Origin of the sequence: Gordonia sp. McavH-238-E (genome assembly GCF_022348225.1) — a bacterium.
GTDB lineage: Bacteria > Actinomycetota > Actinomycetes > Mycobacteriales > Mycobacteriaceae > Gordonia > Gordonia terrae.
Genome location: NZ_JAKRFE010000010.1, coordinates 199946 through 218391, shown reverse-complemented (window position 1 = coordinate 218391; position 18446 = coordinate 199946). Strand labels below are relative to the sequence as shown.

The window sequence follows — 18446 nt, the reverse complement described above, 5'->3', positions numbered from 1 at the left end:
ATGTTGCCGGGATTGGGTCGGGGGCCGCCCTGACCGGGAGCGGGACGACCGCCGCCGGGACGCGGACCACCCTGGCCGGCCGGGCCGGGACGACCGCCGCCGGGACGCGGGCCGCCCTGTCCCGGACCGGGACGGGCAGCCGGACGCGGCGCGGGCGCCGGTGCCGACGAGTACGGGTTGTTGCCCACCCGCGGGGTGCGCGGACCCGGCTTCGGGCCGGGACGCGCGCCCGGGGACGGTGCCGGGGCCGCAGGTGCCGCCGACGCGGCCGGGGCCTGCGGGGCGGGTGCCGCGGGGGCGGGCTTCGGGCTGGGACGTTCCGCCGCCGGTGCGGGCGCAGCCGGCGCCGGGGTCTCCACCGGTGCGGGTGCGGGCTTGGGTGCGCCGGGCTTCGGGCCGCCGGTACGCGGACCGGGACTCGGGCGGTCGGCGGCGGGTGCCGCCGGGGTCGCAGATGCACCGGGCTTCGGTGCACTGGGGGTGCCGGACGGCTTGGGTCCGGGCTTTGCGCTCTGACGCGGGCCGGGGGCCGGGGACGACTTGAAGTCCTTGGCTCCCCCGTCCTTGCCGGGGAATGATTCACGCAGTCGACGGGCCACGGGGGCCTCTACCGTCGACGACGCCGATTTGACGAACTCGCCCTGTTCCTTGAGTCGCTCGAGCACCTGTTTGCTGGTGACGCCGAGTTCCTTGGCCAGTTCGTGCACGCGGGCTTTGCCTGCCACTGCTCTCCTCACTTGGAGGCCAAGCGGCTCACCCGCTACGGCCTCGATTTAAGTCCGGTACATGCTCATCGTGACTTCACGGTGTGCTCATGTCTTCTGCTACCTGTTCTGGCTCCGGGGAGCCTTCCTCTGGTGGGTGATCGCGCCGAGCTGTTCGGTGAGATCGTCCGGGTCCACGGTCAGACCGGGGGTCCGGAGCGCCGTGGCGAAGGCCCGGCGTCGCGTCGCGGTGGAGATGCACTCCGCCCGCGCGTGCAGCCACGCGCCTCGCCCCGGCATGGTCTTCGCGGGATCGACCACGACTGTCGGGGTGCCGACGCGCAGTTGCGCCACGACACGAACCAACTCGACGGCCTCTGCCCGCTGCCGACAGCCGATGCACATCCGGATGGGTGTGCCGTCGGCGGGCGACCGTGGGGCGGATCGCTGAACCATCGATCAGTCTAGCGCGAGCGAACGCGCGGAGGACAATCGACCGTCGCGCGCGTCACTCCTGCCCCGCCTCGGCGGCCGGCGCGGCGTCGGATCGGATGTCGATCCGCCACCCCGTCAGCCGGGCCGCGAGTCGGGCGTTCTGGCCTTCTTTGCCGATGGCCAGCGAGAGCTGGTAGTCGGGCACGACGACCCGCGCGGCCTTGAGTTCGGCGTCGACAACGGTCACCGACACAACCTTCGCGGGTGACAGTGCATTCCCGACGAAGGCCGCCGGGTCGGAGTCGAAGTCGATGATGTCGATCTTCTCGCCGGCGAGTTCGCTCATCACGTTGCGCACGCGCTGACCCATCGGCCCGATGCACGCGCCCTTGGCGTTGAGGCCGGAGACCCCGGTGTGTACGGCGATCTTCGACCGGTGTCCGGCCTCCCGCGCCACGGCGACGATCTCGACGCTGCCGTCCTCGATCTCGGGCACCTCGAGCGAGAACAGTTTGCGCACCAGGTTCGGGTGGGTCCGGGACAGGGTGATCTGGGGTCCGCGGGGTCCACGGCTGACCCCGACGACGTAGCACTTGATCCGGTCGCCGTGGGTGTAGACCTCGCCGGGCACCTGCTCGGCGGGCGGGATGATCCCCTCGGTGGAGTTGGCGTCGCTGCCGATCTGGACGACGACCATGCCCCGGGCGTTGGCGCGTGAGTCCTGCTGCACGACGCCACCGACGATCTCGCCCTCGTGGGCCACGAGGTCGCCGAAGTTCTTCTCGTTCTCCGCGTCGCGCAGACGTTGCAGGATGACCTGCCGCGCGGTCGTCGCCGCGATGCGTCCGAATCCCTCGGGGGTGTCGTCCCACTCGTGGACGACATTTCCGTCCTGGTCGACCTCCTGTGCCATCACACGGACGGCGCCGGACTTGCGGTTGACGTCGACGCGGGCGTGCGGCGCGAATCCGTCGGTGTGCCGATAGGCGGTCAGCAGCGCGGTCTCGATCGCCGTGATGACGGTCTCGATCGAGATGCCCTTGTCGGACTCGATCATTCGCAGGGCGGCGATGTCGATGTTCATGTCGTCGGTCTCCTATTCACTTGTCGTGTTCGGTTGTCGTGTCCAGCCGGCGTGCCGCGGCGGGTGCGCGGCGCGCCTCGATCTCGTGCGGTTCGAGGCCGCACAGTTCCAGTTCGCGGACGCTGGGCTGGGAAAAGTCGACCTGCACCACGGCCGTGGTCACCGAGCCGAGCTCGACCGTCTCCACCGCTATCCGTCCCTTGTGGTTCGCGACCACCTCGACCGCCGGGGCCGGGTCGTCGAGCAGCCTGCCGATGCGGCCGGTGACCGTGCGCGCGGGCGAGTCGGGGTCGCCCGTCAGCTCGACGACCACCCGGCGGCCGGTGTTGCGGCGCCAGTGCCGGGGCAGGGTCAGTGGGCTCTCGACGCCGCGCGAGGTCACCTCGAGCACATATGCGAGGTCGGCGAAAGCGGGGGTGGCGTCGAGGAGGTCGGAGATCTCGGTGCTGAGGCCGGCGAGGACGTCGAGGTCGCTGCCGCCGTCGCGGTCGACCACGATCGACAGTTCCTCCTGGCCGTCACGGGTGCGTACCGCGACGTCTTCGAGGTCGAATCCCCGTTCGGCGACAAGCTTTTGGACGAGTTCGCTCACGTGCGTCGGGCTGATCGGCATGCCACTCCCCTCGTCTTCAGTTGTCGGGCCGTGCCGGGTGTCGCACGACGTTGCTCCGAACATCGTAGTGGATCGATCGGGTGGAGAACTGCTGGCATGATGTCCCGGGTGAGCATGCCCCCGATCGCGCGACGGACCGTGCGGCACCCGATCGACCGGCGCACGGCGTTGCGCGGCGGACTCCTCGCGGGTGCCGCCGTGATCGGTGCCGGCGCGGCCGGTGTCGGACTGACCGGTTGCGATTCGTCACCCTCCGCGGAGACCCTCCTCGCCGAAGACCTCGTGCCTCTGGTGCGGTCGGCGACCGCCGACGAGAGCACCGCGCGCGCCCTGGTCGCCGTCGAGCCCGCCTACGCGACCGCGCTCGGGGTCGTGGCCGATCAGCGCGCGCAGCACGCCCGCGCGCTGCGTGAGGAGATCATCCGCCTCGACCAGGACGTGGCGGCGACCCTCGATCGCCCGGCCACCTCCTCGACCGCCGCGACCTCGGCTGCGGGCGCGCCCCCCGCCGCACCGTCGTTGGCCCGGCTCCGCACCGATCTCGATGCCGCGACCGGGCAGGCCCGTACGATCGCCCTCGCCGCGGGCGGGTATGTCTCCGGGCTCACCGGCTCCGTCGCCGCCGCGGTCACATCGATGCGAGAGGTGCAGCTGGCATGACCTCACCACTGAGCACGACCCCGAACAGCCCGGCCGCACAGGCCGATTCCGACGATCCGCTCGCCGTCGCCGCCGAGGCGGAGAACGCCGCCGTCTTCACCTACGGCGTCATCACCGCGTTCGTCGCCGCATCGCGCCGACGCACCGTCGCCGACTACGCCGACGCGCACCGGGCGCGTCGCGACGAGATCGAGCGGGCGATCGAGGCGGCGGGGAACACACCGCCGCCGGCCGCCGCCGGTTACACGCTTCCCGTCGAGGTCACCGATCCGACCACCGCGGCCCGCGCGGCCCTCGCCGCCGAGATCGACTGCACGGTCGCCTATCGCGCATTGCTGGAACAGGCCGACGACGAGACCGGCCGGCGGATCGGCGTCGACGGACTGACCGAGAGTTCGGTGCGCGCCGCCCGGTGGCGGGTGGTGCTGCAGGAGAGCCCGGTCACGGTGGCGTTCCCCGGGTCTCCCGCACAGGGCTGAGCCGCGATCAGGCCCGGGCGGCCGCCACCACCGTGTCGACCGCGGCGTCGACCGCGACCTCGGCGGCCTCGCCGGTGAAGCGATCCCGGATCTCGATGGTGCCGTTGGCATATCCCCGTCCGACGACCACGACGGTCGGCATGCCGAGGAGTTCGGCATCCTTGAACTTCACACCCGGAGAGGCTTTCCGGTCGTCGAGGAGCACTTCGAGCCCGGCCGCGTCGAGGTCGGCGGCGAGCTGTTCGGCGCCCGCGACGGCGGCCTCGTCCTTGTTGGCGATGACGAGGTGAACGGCGAACGGCGCCACCGACTTCGGCCAGCGCAGACCCTTGTCATCGTGGGACTGCTCGGCGATGACCGCGACCAGACGCGACACCCCGACCCCGTACGACCCCTGCGTGAGGCGGACCGGTTTGCCGTTCTCGCCGAGGACGTCGACCTCGAAGGCGTCGGTGTACTTCTGGCCGAGCTGGAAGATGTGCCCGATCTCGATACCCTTGGCGCTCACCAGGGGTCCGGCGCCGTCGGGCGACGGATCGCCGTCCCGGATCTCGGCCGCCTCGACCGTTCCGTCGGGCGTGAAGTCGCGACCCGCGACGAGCCCGACGTAGTGCCGGCCCGGCTCGTCGGCACCGGTGATCCACGCGGTCCCGTCGACGACGCGCGGATCGACGAGGTAGCGGACCCCGTTCGCGGCCAGCGCCTTCGGTCCGATGTATCCCTTGACCAGGAAGGGGTTCGCGGCGAAGTCGGCATCGGTGAGCAACTCCACCTCGGCCGGCTCGACCGAGGCCTCGAGACGCTTGAAGTCGACCTCGCGGTCACCCGGGACGCCGATGCCGGTGATCTCCCAATCACCACCCGGCGCACGGAGTTTGACCAAGACGTTCTTGAGTGTGTCGGCGCCGCTGTACTGCCCGTCGAGCGTCGCGTTCGCCCAGTCGACGAGGCTGTCGATCGTCGGGGTACCGGGTGTGTCGTGGACGACCGCCGCGGGCAGGTCGTCGTACGGCAACGGGTCGGGCGCGCGGGTGATGACCGCCTCGACGTTGGCGGCGTAGCCGGACTCGACGCAGCGCACGAACGTGTCCTCGCCGACCGCGGACTCCGCCAGGAACTCCTCGGACGCACTGCCTCCCATCGCGCCGGAGGTCGCGGCGACGATGACGTACTCGATCCGCAAGCGCTCGAAGATCTTCTGGTAGGCCTCGCGGTGCGCGTTGTAGGCGGCCTTGAGCCCGTCGTCGTCGAGGTCGAAGGAGTAGGCGTCCTTCATCACGAACTCGCGGCCGCGGAGGATGCCCGCGCGCGGCCGTTCCTCGTCGCGGTACTTGGTCTGGATCTGGTAGAGGATGACCGGCATGTCCTTGTAGGACGAGTACTCGCCCTTGACCAGGGTCGCGAACAGCTCCTCATGCGTCGGGCCGAGGAGCATGTCGGCACCCTTGCGGTCCTTGAGGCGGAACAGCGCGTCCCCGTATTCGGTCCAGCGGTTGGTGGTGTCGTAGGGCTCACGCGGCAGCAGGGCCGGCAGGAGGATCTCCTGGCCGCCGATGGCGTTCATCTCCTCGCGGACGACGTTCTCGATCGCCTTGAGCACGCGCAATCCCAGCGGCAGCCACGAGTACACGCCGGGTGCGACCCGGCGGACGTAACCGGCTCTGACCAGCAGCTTGTGGCTGGGGACCTCGGCGTCGGCGGGGTCGTCGCGCAGGGTCCGCAGGAACAGGGTCGACATGCGTGTGATCACGACCAACCAGCTTAGTTATGGTGTTGCGGTGCTCGTCATCCTGCCTCCCTCAGAGACGAAATCCGACGGCGGCCGCGGGGCTCCCCTGGATCTCGACACGCTGTCCTTCCCCGAGTTGAACCCCGTCCGCAAACAGCTCGCCGAGGCGCTCGTCGCCCTGTCCGCCGACCTCGACGCCAGCCGCACCGCGCTCGGTCTCGGGGCCACCCAGCTCGACGAGGTCGACCGCAACGCCGAACTCTGGCTCTCGCCCACGCGGCCGGCGCTCGAGCGCTACACCGGCGTCCTGTACGACGCGCTCGACCACCGGTCGCTGACCCGGGCGGGCAAGACGAAGGCGGCCGACCGGCTGGCGATCGGCTCGGCGCTGTTCGGCGTGGTGCGAGCACCCGATCCGATTCCCGCCTACCGCCTCTCGGGCGGGTCCAAGCTGCCCGGCATGCCGACCCTGGCAGCGCTGTGGAAATCGGACCTGTCCCCCGCGCTGGACGCGGTCGACGACTTCGTCGTGGACCTGCGGTCGGGTGTCTACCACCAGCTCGGACCGGTACGCGACGCGGTGACGGCGACGGTCATGACCGAGCAGGCCGACGGATCGCGCAAAGTGGTGAGCCACTTCAACAAGCACTACAAGGGCCTCATGGCGCGCGAATTGGTCCGCACGCGCCGCACCGTCCGCGACATCGACGGACTGGCCGCGGTCCTCGCCGACGCCGGGCAGCGGGTGGAGATCGAGGCTCCCGACCGCATCGTCGTGCTGACCGACTGACCCCAACTCGATGGGGCGCTACCGCTCGTCGAACTCGAACAGCGTCGCGCCACCGGGCTCGACGGTCTGCAGAACGGTCGCCCTCCTCGGTGCGACGCGGTAGACGTGCCACGGCGGCGGGCCGGCCGACGGCGCACTGAAGTCGGCGGTCAGCGCGATCCCGGACTCGTCGACGCGACACGGCCAGCCGTCACTCGACCACAGCTCTGCGAGTTCGGCGACGACGTCGGGTTCGGTGATCCGGCGCGCGTGCCCGTCGACGACGAGATCGGCGTCGTCGAGGGCGACCGACAGGGTGCAGCGCGGGTCGCGCGCGAGATTGCGCGCCTTCCGGGTCGAGGGTCCGGTCTCGAGCCACAGCGCGTCTCGATGCCACAGCGCCCCGATGCCGGTGACGTGCGGACTGCCGTCGGAGTTGATCGTGGCGATCCACCACGTGTGCCGGTCGGGACCGCCGGTGCCGGGTGCCTGGGACACCCCGGCCGCCAGTCGCGCCGCGACGGGTTGCCAGTCGAGGGTGTCGATGTCGTAGAGGTCAGCGAGATTCTTGGCGTCCATACAGAGGTCGACCGCGCCGGCGGCCACAACTCATCGCTGGGCGTCGTGGCCCGGGGTGCTCGTCTCGGCGTCGACGCCTGCGTCGGCGGCTTCCTGAGCGGCTTGTCCCTCGGCCACCTGTTCGGGCGTGAACCGCATGAACAGCACGACGATCGCGGCGAGGACGGCGATGCCGGCGCAGGCTCCGAAGGCCAGTCCGTAGCCCTCGGCCTGCGCCGCGAGCTGAGCGGGATTCATCGTCTCCACGGGCGCGGTGGTGCCGCCCTTCGACAGTGCTCGCGAGGTCACCATCGCACCGACGACGACCAGGCCGACGGCGCCGCCGAGGTTCTGCGCCACCTGGGCCAGTGCGGTCAGCGGTCCGATCTCGGTGGTGCCCACCCCGGCCACCACGGACAGGGTCAGCGGGATGACCGCCAGACCGACGCCGAAGCCGATGACGACGACCGGGATGAAGATGCTCGGGAAATAGTCCGGCGAGTCGGTCGCGATCGACGATGCGTACAGGCAGCCGACGAGGATCACCGCGCCGCCGACCAGGACGAGCCAGCGCGGCTGGATCATCAGCGCCAGCTTCGACGCGATCGCCGCGGCGATGCCGAGTCCGAACGCGAAGGGCACCACCGCGAGCCCGCTCTGGATCGGTGAGTACTGCAGGATGCCCTGCAGGTACAGCGAGATGAAGACCGCCATGCACATCATGATCATGCTGGCCAGCAGGATGGCGAGCAGTGCGGCGACGCGGGAGCTGTTGTCGAAGAGGGAGAACGGCAGCAGCGGGTTGCGGGCACGACGTTCGACCACGATGAACGCCGCCAGGGCGAGGGCGCCGAGGATGAACGACCCGACGACGACCGGCGCGGTCCAGCCGTTCGGTCCCTCGTTCACCGCGAGTACGAGCAGGGTGCAGCCCAGCGTGCCGAGGACCGCGCCGGGGACATCGAGGGGCAGTCGTTCGCCCTGGGACTCCCGGAGCGCGACGATCGCCCCGACCACGACGATCAGACCGATCGGCACGTTGATGAGGAAGACCAGGCGCCACGACAACTCGGTCAGCACCCCGCCGAGGATCAGCCCGGCCACCGAGCCGACACCGGTCATGGCCGCGTAGACCGCGAAGGCCTGGCTGCGCGGTTTGCCGGGCGCGAAGGTCGTGGCGACCAGGGCCATCGCGGTCGGCGCCGCGATCGCGGCCGACGCACCCTGCAGAGCCCGCCCGGCGAGGAGACTGGCCTCGTTCCATGCCAGACCACACAGCAATGACGTGAGTGTGAAGGCGACGACCCCGACGATGAACATCCGCTTGCGACCGAAGGTGTCGCCAAGTCGGCCGCCGAGGAGCATGAGCCCGCCGAAGGCCAGCACATAGCTGCTGATGACCCAGTTGGCGCTCGACTCCGACAGGGCGAGTGCGTCCCGGATGCTCGGCAGCGCGAGCGCGGCGACGGTGCCGTCGAGCACGACGAGCAGTTGCATTCCGGACAGCACCAGGATCGGCAGGCCGAAGACCGGACGGAACTGCTCCCTGTTCACCGTTCCAGTGTTCACGGTTCCGGTGTTCACAGGTCCGGGAGTCGACATAGAGAACGACCGTACCGGCCGACGGCCGGGACATGCCAATCCCCGTTGATTCGGTCGGGCGCCGCTTCGGCCGGGTGCCGGTTCGGTCAGGCGCCCTCGGTGAACGCGGCCACGTCGCCGATGACCACGATCGCGGGCGGGCGCAGTCCCTCCGCCTCGGCGACCTCGCCGGCGTGGGCGAGATCGGTACGCAGCAGCCGTTGGGTCGGCAGCGACCCGTTCTCGATCATCGCGACCGGGGTGTCGGGTCGGCGGCCGCCCTCGAGCAGTGCGTCGGCGAAGACGTCGACGCGTTCGACGGCCATCATCAGGACGAGGGTGCCCCGTAGCCTGCCCATCGCCGACCAGTCGATCAGCGAGTCGGGGTGGCCGGGCGGCACGTGCCCCGAGGCGATGACGATCTCGTGGGTGACGCCGCGGTGGGTGACCGGGATGCCCGCCGACGCCGGTGCGGCGATCGAGCTGCTGATCCCCGGGACCACGGTCACCGGGACGCCGGCGGCCACACAGGCCTGCAGTTCCTCGAAGCCCCGTCCGTAGACGTAGGGGTCGCCGCCCTTGAGACGGACCACGAACTTGCCCTCCTTGGCCTTCTCGACCAGGACGTCGTTGATGGCCTCCTGCTTCATCGCGCGGCCGTACGGCACCTTTGCGGCGTCGATGATCTCGACCTGCGGGCCTAGCTCGGCGAGCAGTTCGGGCGGCGCGAGCCGGTCGGCGACCACGACGTCCGCCTCGGCGAGGAGCCGCTGCCCGCGGACGGTGATGAGGTCGGGGTCACCCGGACCGCCGCCGACGAGGGCCACGCCTGCGGCATGTGGTGCGGCGTCGTCGACGCTGAGCGAACCCTCGGCCAGCGCGCGGCTGATCGCGGCGCGGAGCGCGGCCGACAGTTTGTGATCGCCGCCGGCGAGGACGCCGAACTGCACGTCGCGGTGGCGCCCGGACGCCGGTGTGACCGCGGTGCCGTGGCGGGCGTCGTCGGCGCGCACGCAGAACGTGTGCCTGCGCTCGGCCTCGGCGACCACCGCCTCGTTGACGGCCGGGTCGTCGGTGCAGGCCATCGCGTACCAGGCACCCTCGAGGTCCCCGTCGACGTAGCGACGCTGGGTGACGGTGATGCCGGTGAAGGACTCGACGGCGGGCGTCGGGTCGAGCGCGACGACGTGGACGTCGGCGCCGGCCGCCACGAGGTTGGGCAGGCGCCGCTGGGCGACGGACCCACCACCCACCACGACGACCTTCCGTCCGCGGAGGTCGAGGCCGACCAGGTAGTGCCCCTCGCCGGAGGGGAAGGCGTCGGGCCCGGGGGCGTGCGGGGGTCCTGGGACATTCGACCCCGGGACATTCGACAGGGCGGAGTCAGGCTCGGACATGGGAGCTGACACTACCGGGACGGCCGGGTCAGAGCGGCACCTCACCCGTGGAGCGGATGTGCGCCCACACGTCGGCCGCCGGGACCCCGAGGCGATGGGCCGCGGACTGCAGGAGCACGCCGAGCAGGGTCGAGGTGCAGAACGCGGCATCCAGCGAGTCGTCGGCGTTCACCCGGATCTCGTTCCACCACAACGGGTTGCGATCCGCGGCGGCCTCGGCCATGGCGATCGCGGTGGTGAACCCGGCGGGTGTGGTGGCCGAGGGCCCCGGGTCGGTCATCGTCGGATCGGTCATGGTCGGGTCGGCCATCGTCGAGTCGATCACTGTCATGCCGGTCACTGTGTCCGTTGCTCGCGAGCGCGCTGTCGTTCCAGTGCGCGCTCGCGCGACTCCTCGAACTTGCGCACCTTGATGTCCATCTGTTCCAGGAACTCCGCGAGCAGTTCGCGGTAGTGCTCGCCGATCGGGCCGAAGTCGTCGCGCTCGAAGATCCGCCACTTGCGCAGGACGGGCATGACGACATCCGACATGTGTTGCGGCAGATCGTAGATGCCGCCCTTGGCGATCAGCACCGCGTTGCGCCGGAAGTTCGGCATGGTCGCGCCGGGCATCTGGAAGTTCGTCACGATCGCGTGGATGGCCGCCATGGTCTGATCGGGAACGAGGTCGAGGGCACCCGCGACGATGTTGCGGTAGAAGAGCATGTGCAGGTTCTCGTCGGCCGCGACACGTTGCAGCATGCGGTCGGCGATCGGGTCACCGCACGCCTTTCCGGTGTTGCGATGCGACACCCGGGTGGCCAGTTCCTGGAAGCTGACGTAGGCGACCGCGAAGAGCATGTCGAAACTGTGGTCGCGCTGGCCGTCGTCGTCGGGCAGCGGGTTGAACCCGGACGTCATGTGCGCCATCCGGATCTCTTCGAGTTCGACCGGGTCGACGCCGCGGGTCACCACCAGGTAGTCCCGCATGACGATCGAGTGGCGGTTCTCCTCGGCGGTCCAGCGGCCCACCCACCAGCCCCAGGCGTCGTCGAGGGTGAAGTTGTCGGCGATCACCCGGTGATACGACGGCAGATTGTCCTCGGTCAGCAGGTTGGTGATCATCGCGGCCTTGGCGACATCGGAGAGCCGGGATTGCGACGGATCCCAGTCGTGTCCGCCCAGGGCCGCGAAGTTGCGTCCGTCGTCCCAGGGCACGTAGTCGTGCGGGTGCCAGTCCCGGGTCATCTTCATGTGCCGTTCGACTTCGGTCTCGCACACCGGCAGCAGTTCGCGCAGCAGGTCCGAGCCGGTCATGCCGGGGTTGCCGAGGTCGGTGTCGGGGGGTCCGATGAGGGTTGTCACATGCTCTCCTGGTCGCGGGCCGGGGGTCGTACCGTTCACTCTGCGCGACGGGACGGGTGGTGTTCGTGAGGCAAAAGTCCCGCCTGGATGGGGTCCGACGTCGCGAGTTGGCGGAGCCGGACATCCGGTACTTTCACACCCATGGCCCCTGTCACGACGGATTCGCCCACCACCGATCCGACCGCGTCACCGACCCCCGTACGCGCCTACCTCGTCGACGACCACGAACTCGTCCGGCGCGGCCTGCGGGACCTTCTCGGGACCGCGGGCGACATCGAGGTGGTCGGTGAGGCGGCGTCGGTCGGCGAGGCCCTCGTCGGCATCCTCGCGACCAGGCCCGACGTCGCCGTCCTCGACGTCCGCCTGCCCGACGGCAGCGGGGTGGAGCTGTGCCGGGACGTCCGTGCCGCCGAACCCGGGATCCAATGTCTGATGCTGACGAGCTATGCCGACGACGACGCGCTGCTCGCCGCGGTTCTCGCCGGAGCGTCGGGTTTCGTCCTCAAACAGATCCTGGGCCACAACCTGGTCGCCGCCGTCCGGACCGTCGGCCGGGGCGGCTCGCTGCTCGACGACCGGTCGACGGCGGCGCTGCTGGCCAAGTTGCGCGACGGCAAGCAGACCGAGAAGGACCCGCTCGCCGAGCTGACCCACCAGGAGCGCGAGGTGTTCGCACTCATCGGCGAGGGGCTGACCAACCGCCAGATCGCCGAGCGGATGTTCTTGGCGGAGAAGACGATCAAGAACTATGTGTCGCGCATCCTGGGCAAGCTGGACATGCAGCGACGCACCCAGGTCGCGGTGATGGCGACCAAGCTCCGCGACGGCAGGGACTGAGCCGGGAGGCGAGCTATCCCAGGAGCGGCACCGACCAGGTGAGCGTCGTCCCGCCCGTGCGGGTGAAGACGCTGAACGTCCCGTCGCAGTCCTCGGCCCGCCGTGTCAGGTTCTCCAGTCCGCGATAGGTCACGTCGGCGCCGATGCCGATGCCGTCGTCGCTGATCTCGACCGTCAGCACGTCGTCGGCGGTCACCGAGACCTCGATGTGCTCGGCCCGCGCGTGCCGCAGCGCGTTGCTCAACCCCTCCCGCAGGACCGCGTCGATGTGCGGTCCGAGGGAATCCGGCACCACCGTGTCGACCGGGCCGTCGAACTCCACGCTCGGGGAGATGGATGCGTGCCCGGACAATTCGGCGACGATGTCGAGGACCCGCCGTCGCAGTGTCGGATCGGCATCGGGTCCATACGCCGTCTGCAGGTCGAAGATCGAGGTCCGGATCTGCGCGATCGTGCGGTCCAGATCGGTCATGATCTGTTCGAGGCGCGCGGTCGCGGCAGCCGGGTCGGTGGTCCCGGCCAGCAGCGTCTGGACCGACATCCCCACCGCGAAGAGTCGCTGGATGACGTGATCGTGCAGGTCGCGGGCGATCCGGTGCCGGTCTTCGAGGACCTCCAGATCGCGGGCGATCTGCTGCTGCTCGGCGTAGACCACCGCCAGTGACGCGACTTCGGCGACACCCGCGAGACCGGCGATCTCCTCGTCGTCCCAGTACGGCCGTTTGCGGTGGGTGATGAGCATCCACCCGAACGCCCCCGAGGCGCGCTGGAGCGGCTGCACCGAGGTCCAGCGCGCGCCGTGGCGGATGAGCGAGTCGGCGATCTGACCGGCTCGCTGCACCCGCAGGGCCGTGACGTCCGGCGCGATGAAGGTGTCGACCTCGACCGGGTCACCGGTGTGACCACGCAGTTCCACCTGTCCGGCCAGCTCGGTGAACAAGTACACGTCGACGGCGCCGACCAGATCGGCGACGTCGGCACACATGCGGGACATGGTGTCCGACAGCGCGATTCCGGCGAGCGGCTCCGACCCGCGCCGGGCGAGGACCTGCATCCAGCGGTGCCGGGTGCGGGCCCGCTCGAACAGGCCCGCATTGTCGACGGCGATCCCCGCGGCGACCGCGAGCACCGCGACGACGGTCTCGTCGACCTCGGAGAAGTCCTCCGCGGACCGCTTCTCGGTCAGGTAGATACTGCCGAAGACCTCCCCGCGCACCATGATCGGCGCCCCGAGGAACGTGTGCATCGGCGGGTGGTTCGGCGGGAAGCCGACCGAGGTCGGGTGGGCGCCGAGGTCGTGGATGCGGTGCAGGCGGGGGTCGTCGATGAGCAGGCCCAGCACCCCGCGTCCGACGGGGAGGTGCCCCATGGTGGCCCGCTGGGCATCGGTGATCCCGATGTGCACGAACTCACTCAGGCCGCCGTCGGGACCGCGCACGCCGAGGGCGCCGTACTGGGCATCGACCAGCCCCGCCGCGACCTCGACGATGCGCTGCAGCGCCCGGTCGAGTTCGACGCCCTGCCCGACGACGAGGACCGCCTCCAGCAGTTCCCGGAGCAGCGCCGGGTCGTCGGCGCCGTGGTCGGCCAACGCGTCGAGCGTCTCCCGGAGCCGATGGTCGAGCATCAGGACATCCCGGCGGTGTTCCCGGCCCGCGACGCCGATCTCGCCGGGGCCACCGCGGCGGCACGGGAGACGAAGCGACACAGCGCTTCCGGGATCGCCGCGGGGTGCAGGTGCAGGTAGGAGGCGTGCACCGAGGAGGTCGTCACCCCGTGCGTCGAAGCCCGGCCGGCCGTGTCCCGCCACGCCCAGGCGGGTGCGAGCGCCCCGTCCCCGACCCCGCTGCGGTGGAATTCGTGGCCGGTCACGCGTTCGCCGGTCCGGAACAGGACCGAGTCGCTCACGGCGACGGCGTCGCGATAACCGAGTGTCAGAGTGGGGCCGAAGTGGCCGGGGATGTCGAGGACGCCGCTCATCGGGTGCCCGTCGAGCTGCTCGCACAGGTACAGCAGACCCGCGCATTCGGCGTGGATCGGTCGGCCCGCGGCGGCATGCGCGCGGAGGTCGGCGCGCAGCACCTCGTTGGCGGCCAGCGCCTCGGCGTGTTCCTCCGGGAAGCCACCGCCGATCACGACACCGGCCGCGTCGGCCGGCAGCCGGTCCACGAGCGGGTCGAACACGACGACGCGCGCGCCGGCGGCCGTCAGCATCTCGGCGTGCTCGGTGTAGCCGAAGGTGAACGCCGCTCCCCCGGCGACGGCGATCACCGGAGACCCGGTCAGATCAGTGGGGCGATGGGGCGCAACGGCTTCCGCCGCCGACCACGGCGCCGCGTCGGGTGTCGACCGGCCGCGGGCGGCGGCGACGATGGCCGGGAGATCGAGGGCACCGCGCAGGTGCTCGGTCATCGCGTCCACCGCCGCGACCGCATCGGCATTGCGTTCGGCGGCCGGGATCAGGCCCAGGTGGCGGGAGGGCACCGTCAGCGACGGGTGACGGCGCAGCACGCCGAGGACCGGCAGTCCCACCCGCGCGGCCGCCTGCCTGAGCACCATCTCGTGACGCGGCGAACCGACCCGGTTCAGGATGACGCCCGCGATCGACACCGAGGGGTCGTAGGACAGGAATCCGTGCAGCACGGCGGCCAGCGACTGGCTGTGGCCCGCGGCGTCCACGACGAGGATCACCGGCGCGCCGATGATCGACGCGACGTGCGCGGTGGACCCGACACCGAGGGAGCCGTCCTCGTCCGCGGTGCCGGAGTCGACGATGCGGCCGTCGAACAGGCCCATCACGCCCTCGACGACCGCGATGTCGGCGCCCGCGGCGCCGTGGGCGAAGAGCGGCGCGATACGGTCGGCGCCCACCAGATTCGGGTCGAGATTGCGCCCCGGCCGGCCGGCCGCGACGGCGTGGTACCCGGGATCGATGTAGTCCGGACCGACCTTGAAGGGCGCCACCCGGTGACCGGCCGCCCGCAGGGCACCGATGAGGCCGGTGGTCACGGTCGTCTTGCCGCTGCCGGACGACGGCGCGGCGATCACGACGGCCGGCGTCGAACCGGCGGCCGGAGCCCCGGTGGTGGCCCCCGTGGGTGTCACCATTCGATCCCCTTCTGCCCCTTGCGGCCGGCGTCCATCGGGTGGGCGATCTTGCGCATCTCGGTGACCAGATCGGCGGCGTCGACGAGTTCGGCCGGCGCGCGCCGGCCGGTGATGACCACGTGCTGGCGTCCGGGACGTCGGGCGAGGGTCTCGACCACCTCGGTGGTGTCCACCCATCCCCAGTGCAGCGGGTAGGTGAACTCGTCGAGGACGTAGAAGTCGTGTTCGCCTGCGTCGAGACGGCGGGCGATCTCGGCCCACCCCGCCTGCGCGGCGGCGGCGTGGTCGTCATCGTGGTCGGAGTTGGCGCGCAGCCACGACCAGCCCTGGCCCATCTTGTGCCACTCGACCGGACCGCCGGCACCGGTCTCGGCGTGGACCCGATCGAGGGCGAGCATCGTCGACTCCTCCCCGACCTTCCACTTCGCGCTCTTGACGAACTGGAACACCGCGACGCGCATGCCCGCGTTCCACGCGCGCATCGCCATGCCGAAGGCAGCGGTCGACTTGCCCTTGCCGTCGCCGGTGTGCACCGCGAGCACAGGCTGATTGCGGCGCTGTCGCGTCGTCAGCCCGTCGTCGGGGATGCTGACCGGAACTCCTTGGGGCACTCGACTTCTCCTCGCGCTGTCAGTGGTCGGTTCGGTGGCGGGTCAGGCCGCCCCGCGTGCGGGTGCCGGTCCGGTGAGGGCGGTGGCCGACAGTTCGTCCATGGGGATCAGGCTCGCGCCGAGGTGGGCCGCGAGATCGCCGGCCAACCCGAGCCGGACCATTCCCTGCTCGCAGTCGACGACCACGGATCCGATGCCGCGCCGCCGGATGCCGTCCGCGGCCTCCCGTGCGCGTGTCATCGCGCTCCGTCCCGACGCGTCACGGCCGGACGTGGCCCGCCCGTCGGTGAGCACCACGAGCAGCGGCCGCCGGTCGGGTTCGGCGCGGCGACACCGCTGCACGACGTCGGCCGCCAGTTGCAGACCCTCACCGAGGGGCGTCCGGCCACCGGTACGGATCTCCTCCAGTCGGCGCACCGCGATCTCGACCGACTTCGTGGGCGGCACCGCGAGTGTCGCGGCGGACCCCCGCGCGACGACGACGGCGACGCGGTCGCGGCGGGTGTAGGAGTCGCGCAGCATCTCCACGCACAGCTCGGACACCGCGGCCAGCCGCCGCCGGGCGGTCATCGAACCGCTGAGATCGACCACGAACACGACCAGGTTCGACTCCTGACCGATCCGCTGCGCGGACCGCAGATCCGGGGCGGCGATCCGAACACTGCCGGGCCCGGTCCCTTGCTCGCGTCCGGCGGCCCGGCCGGCGGCGGCGAGGACGGTGCCGAACAGGTGGACCGGTCGGGCGGCGTCGAAGTCGACGGCGTGGGTGGTGTGCCCGCGGCGGCTGCGGGCCTTCGAGCGGCGGCCCGGGTCGCCGTCGCCGAGGCCGTCGACGCGCAGGGTCCTCAGCCGGCGACCGGTGGGGGCCGACGCCGCGCCGAATGCGGGGCCGGGTGCGTGCTGCGGGGCGTCGTCGGTGTCGGGTGCATCGGCGGCCTCGGGTGCGGCATCGGGTGCCGTGCCGGCCTCGGGTGCCGCCGGCGGCTCGCCTCCACCACTGGGCGGTGGCGTCTCGGGTGGTCCCGGGTCGTCGTCGGGCGTCTCGGGTCCGGCTGCTTCGTCGCCCGCCGACATGGCCTCGTCGAGCTGATCCTGGGTGAGCCCGGATTCGTCGAAGGGATTGCGACGCCTGCGATGTGGCAGCGCGAGCTCGACGGCCGCGCGGACATCGACGTCCTCGACCACGTCGGCACCGCGCCAGGCGGCGTGCGCGAGCGCGGTCCGCGCCACCACGATGTCGCCGCGCAGGCCGTCGACGTCGAGGTGCGCACAGATCCCGGCGATCCGCCGCAACTCCCGGTCCGGGAGTCCGACGGCGCCCACTGCGGCCCGCGCGGTCGCAATGCGTTGCGTCAGTTCGTGTTCGGCGTCGGCGTGGGCGGCGACGAACGATGCCGGATCGGCGTCGTAGGCCATCCGCCGGCGCACCACCTCCACGCGTTCGTCGACCTCGCGACCGGCCGCCACGTCGACGGCGAGCCCGAACCGGTCGAGCAACTGCGGACGGAGCTCCCCCTCCTCCGGGTTCATGGTGCCGACGAGCACGAAATCGGCGGCCTGCGTGTGCGACACGCCGTCGCGCTCGATCGTGACCCGCCCGCTCGCCGCCGCATCGAGCAGCACGTCCACGAGATGATCGGCGAGCAGATTGACCTCGTCGATGTAGAGGACCCCGCGGTGCGCACGGGCGAGCAGACCGGGAGTGAACTCCGCGCGGCCGTCCCGCAGCACCGAGGTGAGGTCGAGGGAGCCGATCACCCGGTCCTCGGTCGCGCCGATCGGCAGCTCCACGACGCGGCCGGCGGACTCGTCCGCCGCCCCGGGGGAATTCAGCAAGGGTCCGAGTCCACGGACGATCGTCGACTTCGCGGTGCCCTTCTCGCCGCGGATCAGGACACCTCCGATGCCCGGCGAGATGGCCGAGAGGATCAGCGCGAGTTTCAGCTGCTCCTGGCCGACGACGGCGCTGAAGGGGTACCGCACCTCAGCAGGTGGACCGGCAGGGGCGGGAGGTTCACCGTAGGGGGTCATCGCGACCCGGCGCGGAGCATCGACACGTGGGGTATCCCGTCCTCGAGGTAGTCCTCGCCGTCGCGGGCGAAGCCGAACTTGCCGTACATGTCGGTCAGGTAGGCCTGTGCCTCGATCCGGCACGGCCGGTCCCCGACCTCGTCGAGCGCCGCGGTCATGAGGGTTGACACGAGACCGTGGCCCCGATGGTTTCGCTCGGTGCACATCCGCCCGATCCGGAAGACCTGACCGCCATCGGCCTGCGGTTCCTCCAGCAGACGCAGGGTGGCCAGCACCGACCCCGCCTCGCCGGACCCGTTCTCGTCGGTGATCCAGAACTGTCGCGTGGCCGGTTCCAGATCCCGTCCGTCGAGTTCGGGGTACGGACACGCCTGCTCGACGACGAAGACCTCGACCCGCAGCCGCAGTATCCGATACAGCGTGGCTGCGTCGATGTCATCGGCCAGGGCGCGATGCACCCGCGGTTCGGAGATCATGTGTCGTGGTTAGCACACAACGCGCCCGGA

General features: G+C 70.9%; 19 protein-coding genes. 4 read left to right on the top strand and 15 right to left on the bottom strand.

The features are described from left to right. From MHN80_RS17445 to rimP, 4 genes are all read right to left on the bottom strand, one after another. Positions 1-725 (bottom strand): translation initiation factor IF-2 N-terminal domain-containing protein (locus tag MHN80_RS17445; RefSeq protein WP_239402777.1); only part of this gene is annotated, 725 nt, incomplete at its 3' end. A 99-nt stretch (positions 726-824) separates the two neighbouring features. Continuing rightward, positions 825-1109 (bottom strand): YlxR family protein, encoded by a 285-nt coding sequence (locus MHN80_RS17440; protein ID WP_308219786.1) that lies wholly within the window; start codon positions 1107-1109, stop codon positions 825-827. Between the two features lie 103 nt (positions 1110-1212). Continuing rightward, the gene (gene nusA, locus MHN80_RS17435) at positions 1213-2223 is read right to left on the bottom strand and encodes a transcription termination factor NusA (RefSeq protein ID WP_239402775.1); all 1011 of its coding nucleotides are present in this window, start codon (positions 2221-2223) and stop codon (positions 1213-1215) included. Between the two features lie 16 nt (positions 2224-2239). After that, a complete protein-coding gene (gene rimP / locus MHN80_RS17430) occupies positions 2240-2836 on the bottom strand; it encodes a ribosome maturation factor RimP (protein WP_239402774.1) in 597 nt (198 codons plus the stop codon). Between the two features lie 96 nt (positions 2837-2932). Here rimP and MHN80_RS17425 point away from each other — a divergent pair, with 96 nt between their 5' ends. Continuing rightward, entirely contained in the window at positions 2933-3496 is a 564-nt protein-coding gene (locus tag MHN80_RS17425; RefSeq protein WP_308219785.1) for a hypothetical protein, read from the top strand. Continuing rightward, entirely contained in the window at positions 3493-3975 is a 483-nt protein-coding gene (locus tag MHN80_RS17420) for a ferritin-like domain-containing protein (protein WP_004572242.1), read from the top strand. The genes MHN80_RS17425 and MHN80_RS17420 overlap by 4 nt, the downstream gene beginning before the upstream one ends. Before the next feature lie 7 nt (positions 3976-3982). Here MHN80_RS17420 and MHN80_RS17415 read toward each other — a convergent pair whose 3' ends face one another. Beyond that, the gene (locus MHN80_RS17415) at positions 3983-5713 is read right to left on the bottom strand and encodes a proline--tRNA ligase (protein ID WP_064571101.1); all 1731 of its coding nucleotides are present in this window, start codon (positions 5711-5713) and stop codon (positions 3983-3985) included. Between MHN80_RS17415 and yaaA the strand changes: the two genes are divergently transcribed. Then, positions 5712-6494, top strand: coding sequence for a peroxide stress protein YaaA (gene yaaA, locus MHN80_RS17410; RefSeq protein WP_180819256.1), 783 nt, complete (start codon positions 5712-5714; stop codon positions 6492-6494). The two genes, MHN80_RS17415 and yaaA, sit on opposite strands and share 2 nt — an antisense overlap. An 18-nt stretch (positions 6495-6512) precedes the next feature. Here yaaA and MHN80_RS17405 read toward each other — a convergent pair whose 3' ends face one another. From MHN80_RS17405 to MHN80_RS17385, 5 genes are all read right to left on the bottom strand, one after another. Next, a complete protein-coding gene (locus tag MHN80_RS17405) occupies positions 6513-7052 on the bottom strand; it encodes a pyridoxamine 5'-phosphate oxidase family protein (RefSeq protein ID WP_239402773.1) in 540 nt (179 codons plus the stop codon). Between the two features lie 30 nt (positions 7053-7082). Continuing rightward, on the bottom strand, positions 7083-8633 hold the full coding sequence (locus tag MHN80_RS17400; RefSeq protein ID WP_239402772.1) for a DHA2 family efflux MFS transporter permease subunit: 1551 nt from the start codon (positions 8631-8633) through the stop codon (positions 7083-7085). A gap of 86 nt (positions 8634-8719) precedes the next feature. Beyond that, positions 8720-10009, bottom strand: coding sequence for a uroporphyrinogen-III C-methyltransferase (gene cobA, locus MHN80_RS17395; RefSeq protein ID WP_004572248.1), 1290 nt, complete (start codon positions 10007-10009; stop codon positions 8720-8722). Between the two features lie 28 nt (positions 10010-10037). Beyond that, complete coding sequence (locus MHN80_RS17390; protein ID WP_239402786.1) at positions 10038-10304, bottom strand: hypothetical protein; 267 nt, start codon at positions 10302-10304, stop codon at positions 10038-10040. Between the two features lie 41 nt (positions 10305-10345). Then, positions 10346-11353 (bottom strand): acyl-ACP desaturase, encoded by a 1008-nt coding sequence (locus MHN80_RS17385; protein WP_239402771.1) that lies wholly within the window; start codon positions 11351-11353, stop codon positions 10346-10348. A 141-nt stretch (positions 11354-11494) separates the two neighbouring features. Between MHN80_RS17385 and MHN80_RS17380 the strand changes: the two genes are divergently transcribed. Beyond that, positions 11495-12190: a response regulator transcription factor gene (locus MHN80_RS17380; protein ID WP_004572251.1), complete on the top strand. Its 696-nt coding sequence runs from the start codon at positions 11495-11497 to the stop codon at positions 12188-12190. A 13-nt stretch (positions 12191-12203) separates the two neighbouring features. Here MHN80_RS17380 and MHN80_RS17375 read toward each other — a convergent pair whose 3' ends face one another. Genes MHN80_RS17375 through MHN80_RS17355 form a run of 5 tightly spaced genes read right to left on the bottom strand, consistent with a single transcriptional unit; the run spans position 12204 to position 18416 of the window. Next, positions 12204-13817 (bottom strand): GAF domain-containing protein, encoded by a 1614-nt coding sequence (locus MHN80_RS17375; protein ID WP_239402785.1) that lies wholly within the window; start codon positions 13815-13817, stop codon positions 12204-12206. Beyond that, on the bottom strand, positions 13817-15298 hold the full coding sequence (locus MHN80_RS17370) for a cobyrinate a,c-diamide synthase (RefSeq protein ID WP_239402770.1): 1482 nt from the start codon (positions 15296-15298) through the stop codon (positions 13817-13819). Before MHN80_RS17370 ends, MHN80_RS17375 begins: the two co-directional genes overlap by 1 nt. Further along, positions 15292-15909, bottom strand: a complete 618-nt coding sequence (cobO, locus tag MHN80_RS17365; RefSeq protein WP_064571085.1) for a cob(I)yrinic acid a,c-diamide adenosyltransferase — start codon at positions 15907-15909, stop codon at positions 15292-15294. Before cobO ends, MHN80_RS17370 begins: the two co-directional genes overlap by 7 nt. A 42-nt stretch (positions 15910-15951) precedes the next feature. Further along, positions 15952-17940 carry a VWA domain-containing protein gene (locus MHN80_RS17360; RefSeq protein ID WP_239402769.1) on the bottom strand — a complete coding sequence of 663 codons (1989 nt, stop codon included), beginning with the start codon at positions 17938-17940 and terminating at the stop codon, positions 15952-15954. Then, positions 17937-18416, bottom strand: a complete 480-nt coding sequence (locus tag MHN80_RS17355; RefSeq protein ID WP_239402768.1) for a GNAT family N-acetyltransferase — start codon at positions 18414-18416, stop codon at positions 17937-17939. Before MHN80_RS17355 ends, MHN80_RS17360 begins: the two co-directional genes overlap by 4 nt. Positions 18417-18446: the final 30 nt, after the last annotated feature.

Coding starts and splice junctions, on each gene's coding strand:
- MHN80_RS17440 (WP_308219786.1), bottom strand. CDS start 1,109: ATGTGCATCGGCTGTCGGCAGCGGGCAGAGGCCGTCGAGTTGGTTCGT.
- nusA (WP_239402775.1), bottom strand. CDS start 2,223: ATGAACATCGACATCGCCGCCCTGCGAATGATCGAGTCCGACAAGGGC.
- rimP (WP_239402774.1), bottom strand. CDS start 2,836: ATGCCGATCAGCCCGACGCACGTGAGCGAACTCGTCCAAAAGCTTGTC.
- MHN80_RS17425 (WP_308219785.1), top strand. CDS start 2,933: ATGATGTCCCGGGTGAGCATGCCCCCGATCGCGCGACGGACCGTGCGG.
- MHN80_RS17420 (WP_004572242.1), top strand. CDS start 3,493: ATGACCTCACCACTGAGCACGACCCCGAACAGCCCGGCCGCACAGGCC.
- yaaA (WP_180819256.1), top strand. CDS start 5,712: ATGCGTGTGATCACGACCAACCAGCTTAGTTATGGTGTTGCGGTGCTC.
- MHN80_RS17415 (WP_064571101.1), bottom strand. CDS start 5,713: ATGTCGACCCTGTTCCTGCGGACCCTGCGCGACGACCCCGCCGACGCC.
- MHN80_RS17405 (WP_239402773.1), bottom strand. CDS start 7,052: ATGGACGCCAAGAATCTCGCTGACCTCTACGACATCGACACCCTCGAC.
- MHN80_RS17400 (WP_239402772.1), bottom strand. CDS start 8,633: ATGTCGACTCCCGGACCTGTGAACACCGGAACCGTGAACACTGGAACG.
- cobA (WP_004572248.1), bottom strand. CDS start 10,009: ATGTCCGAGCCTGACTCCGCCCTGTCGAATGTCCCGGGGTCGAATGTC.
- MHN80_RS17390 (WP_239402786.1), bottom strand. CDS start 10,304: ATGACCGATCCGACGATGACCGACCCGGGGCCCTCGGCCACCACACCC.
- MHN80_RS17380 (WP_004572251.1), top strand. CDS start 11,495: ATGGCCCCTGTCACGACGGATTCGCCCACCACCGATCCGACCGCGTCA.
- MHN80_RS17375 (WP_239402785.1), bottom strand. CDS start 13,817: ATGCTCGACCATCGGCTCCGGGAGACGCTCGACGCGTTGGCCGACCAC.
- MHN80_RS17370 (WP_239402770.1), bottom strand. CDS start 15,298: ATGGTGACACCCACGGGGGCCACCACCGGGGCTCCGGCCGCCGGTTCG.
- MHN80_RS17360 (WP_239402769.1), bottom strand. CDS start 17,940: ATGACCCCCTACGGTGAACCTCCCGCCCCTGCCGGTCCACCTGCTGAG.
- MHN80_RS17355 (WP_239402768.1), bottom strand. CDS start 18,416: ATGATCTCCGAACCGCGGGTGCATCGCGCCCTGGCCGATGACATCGAC.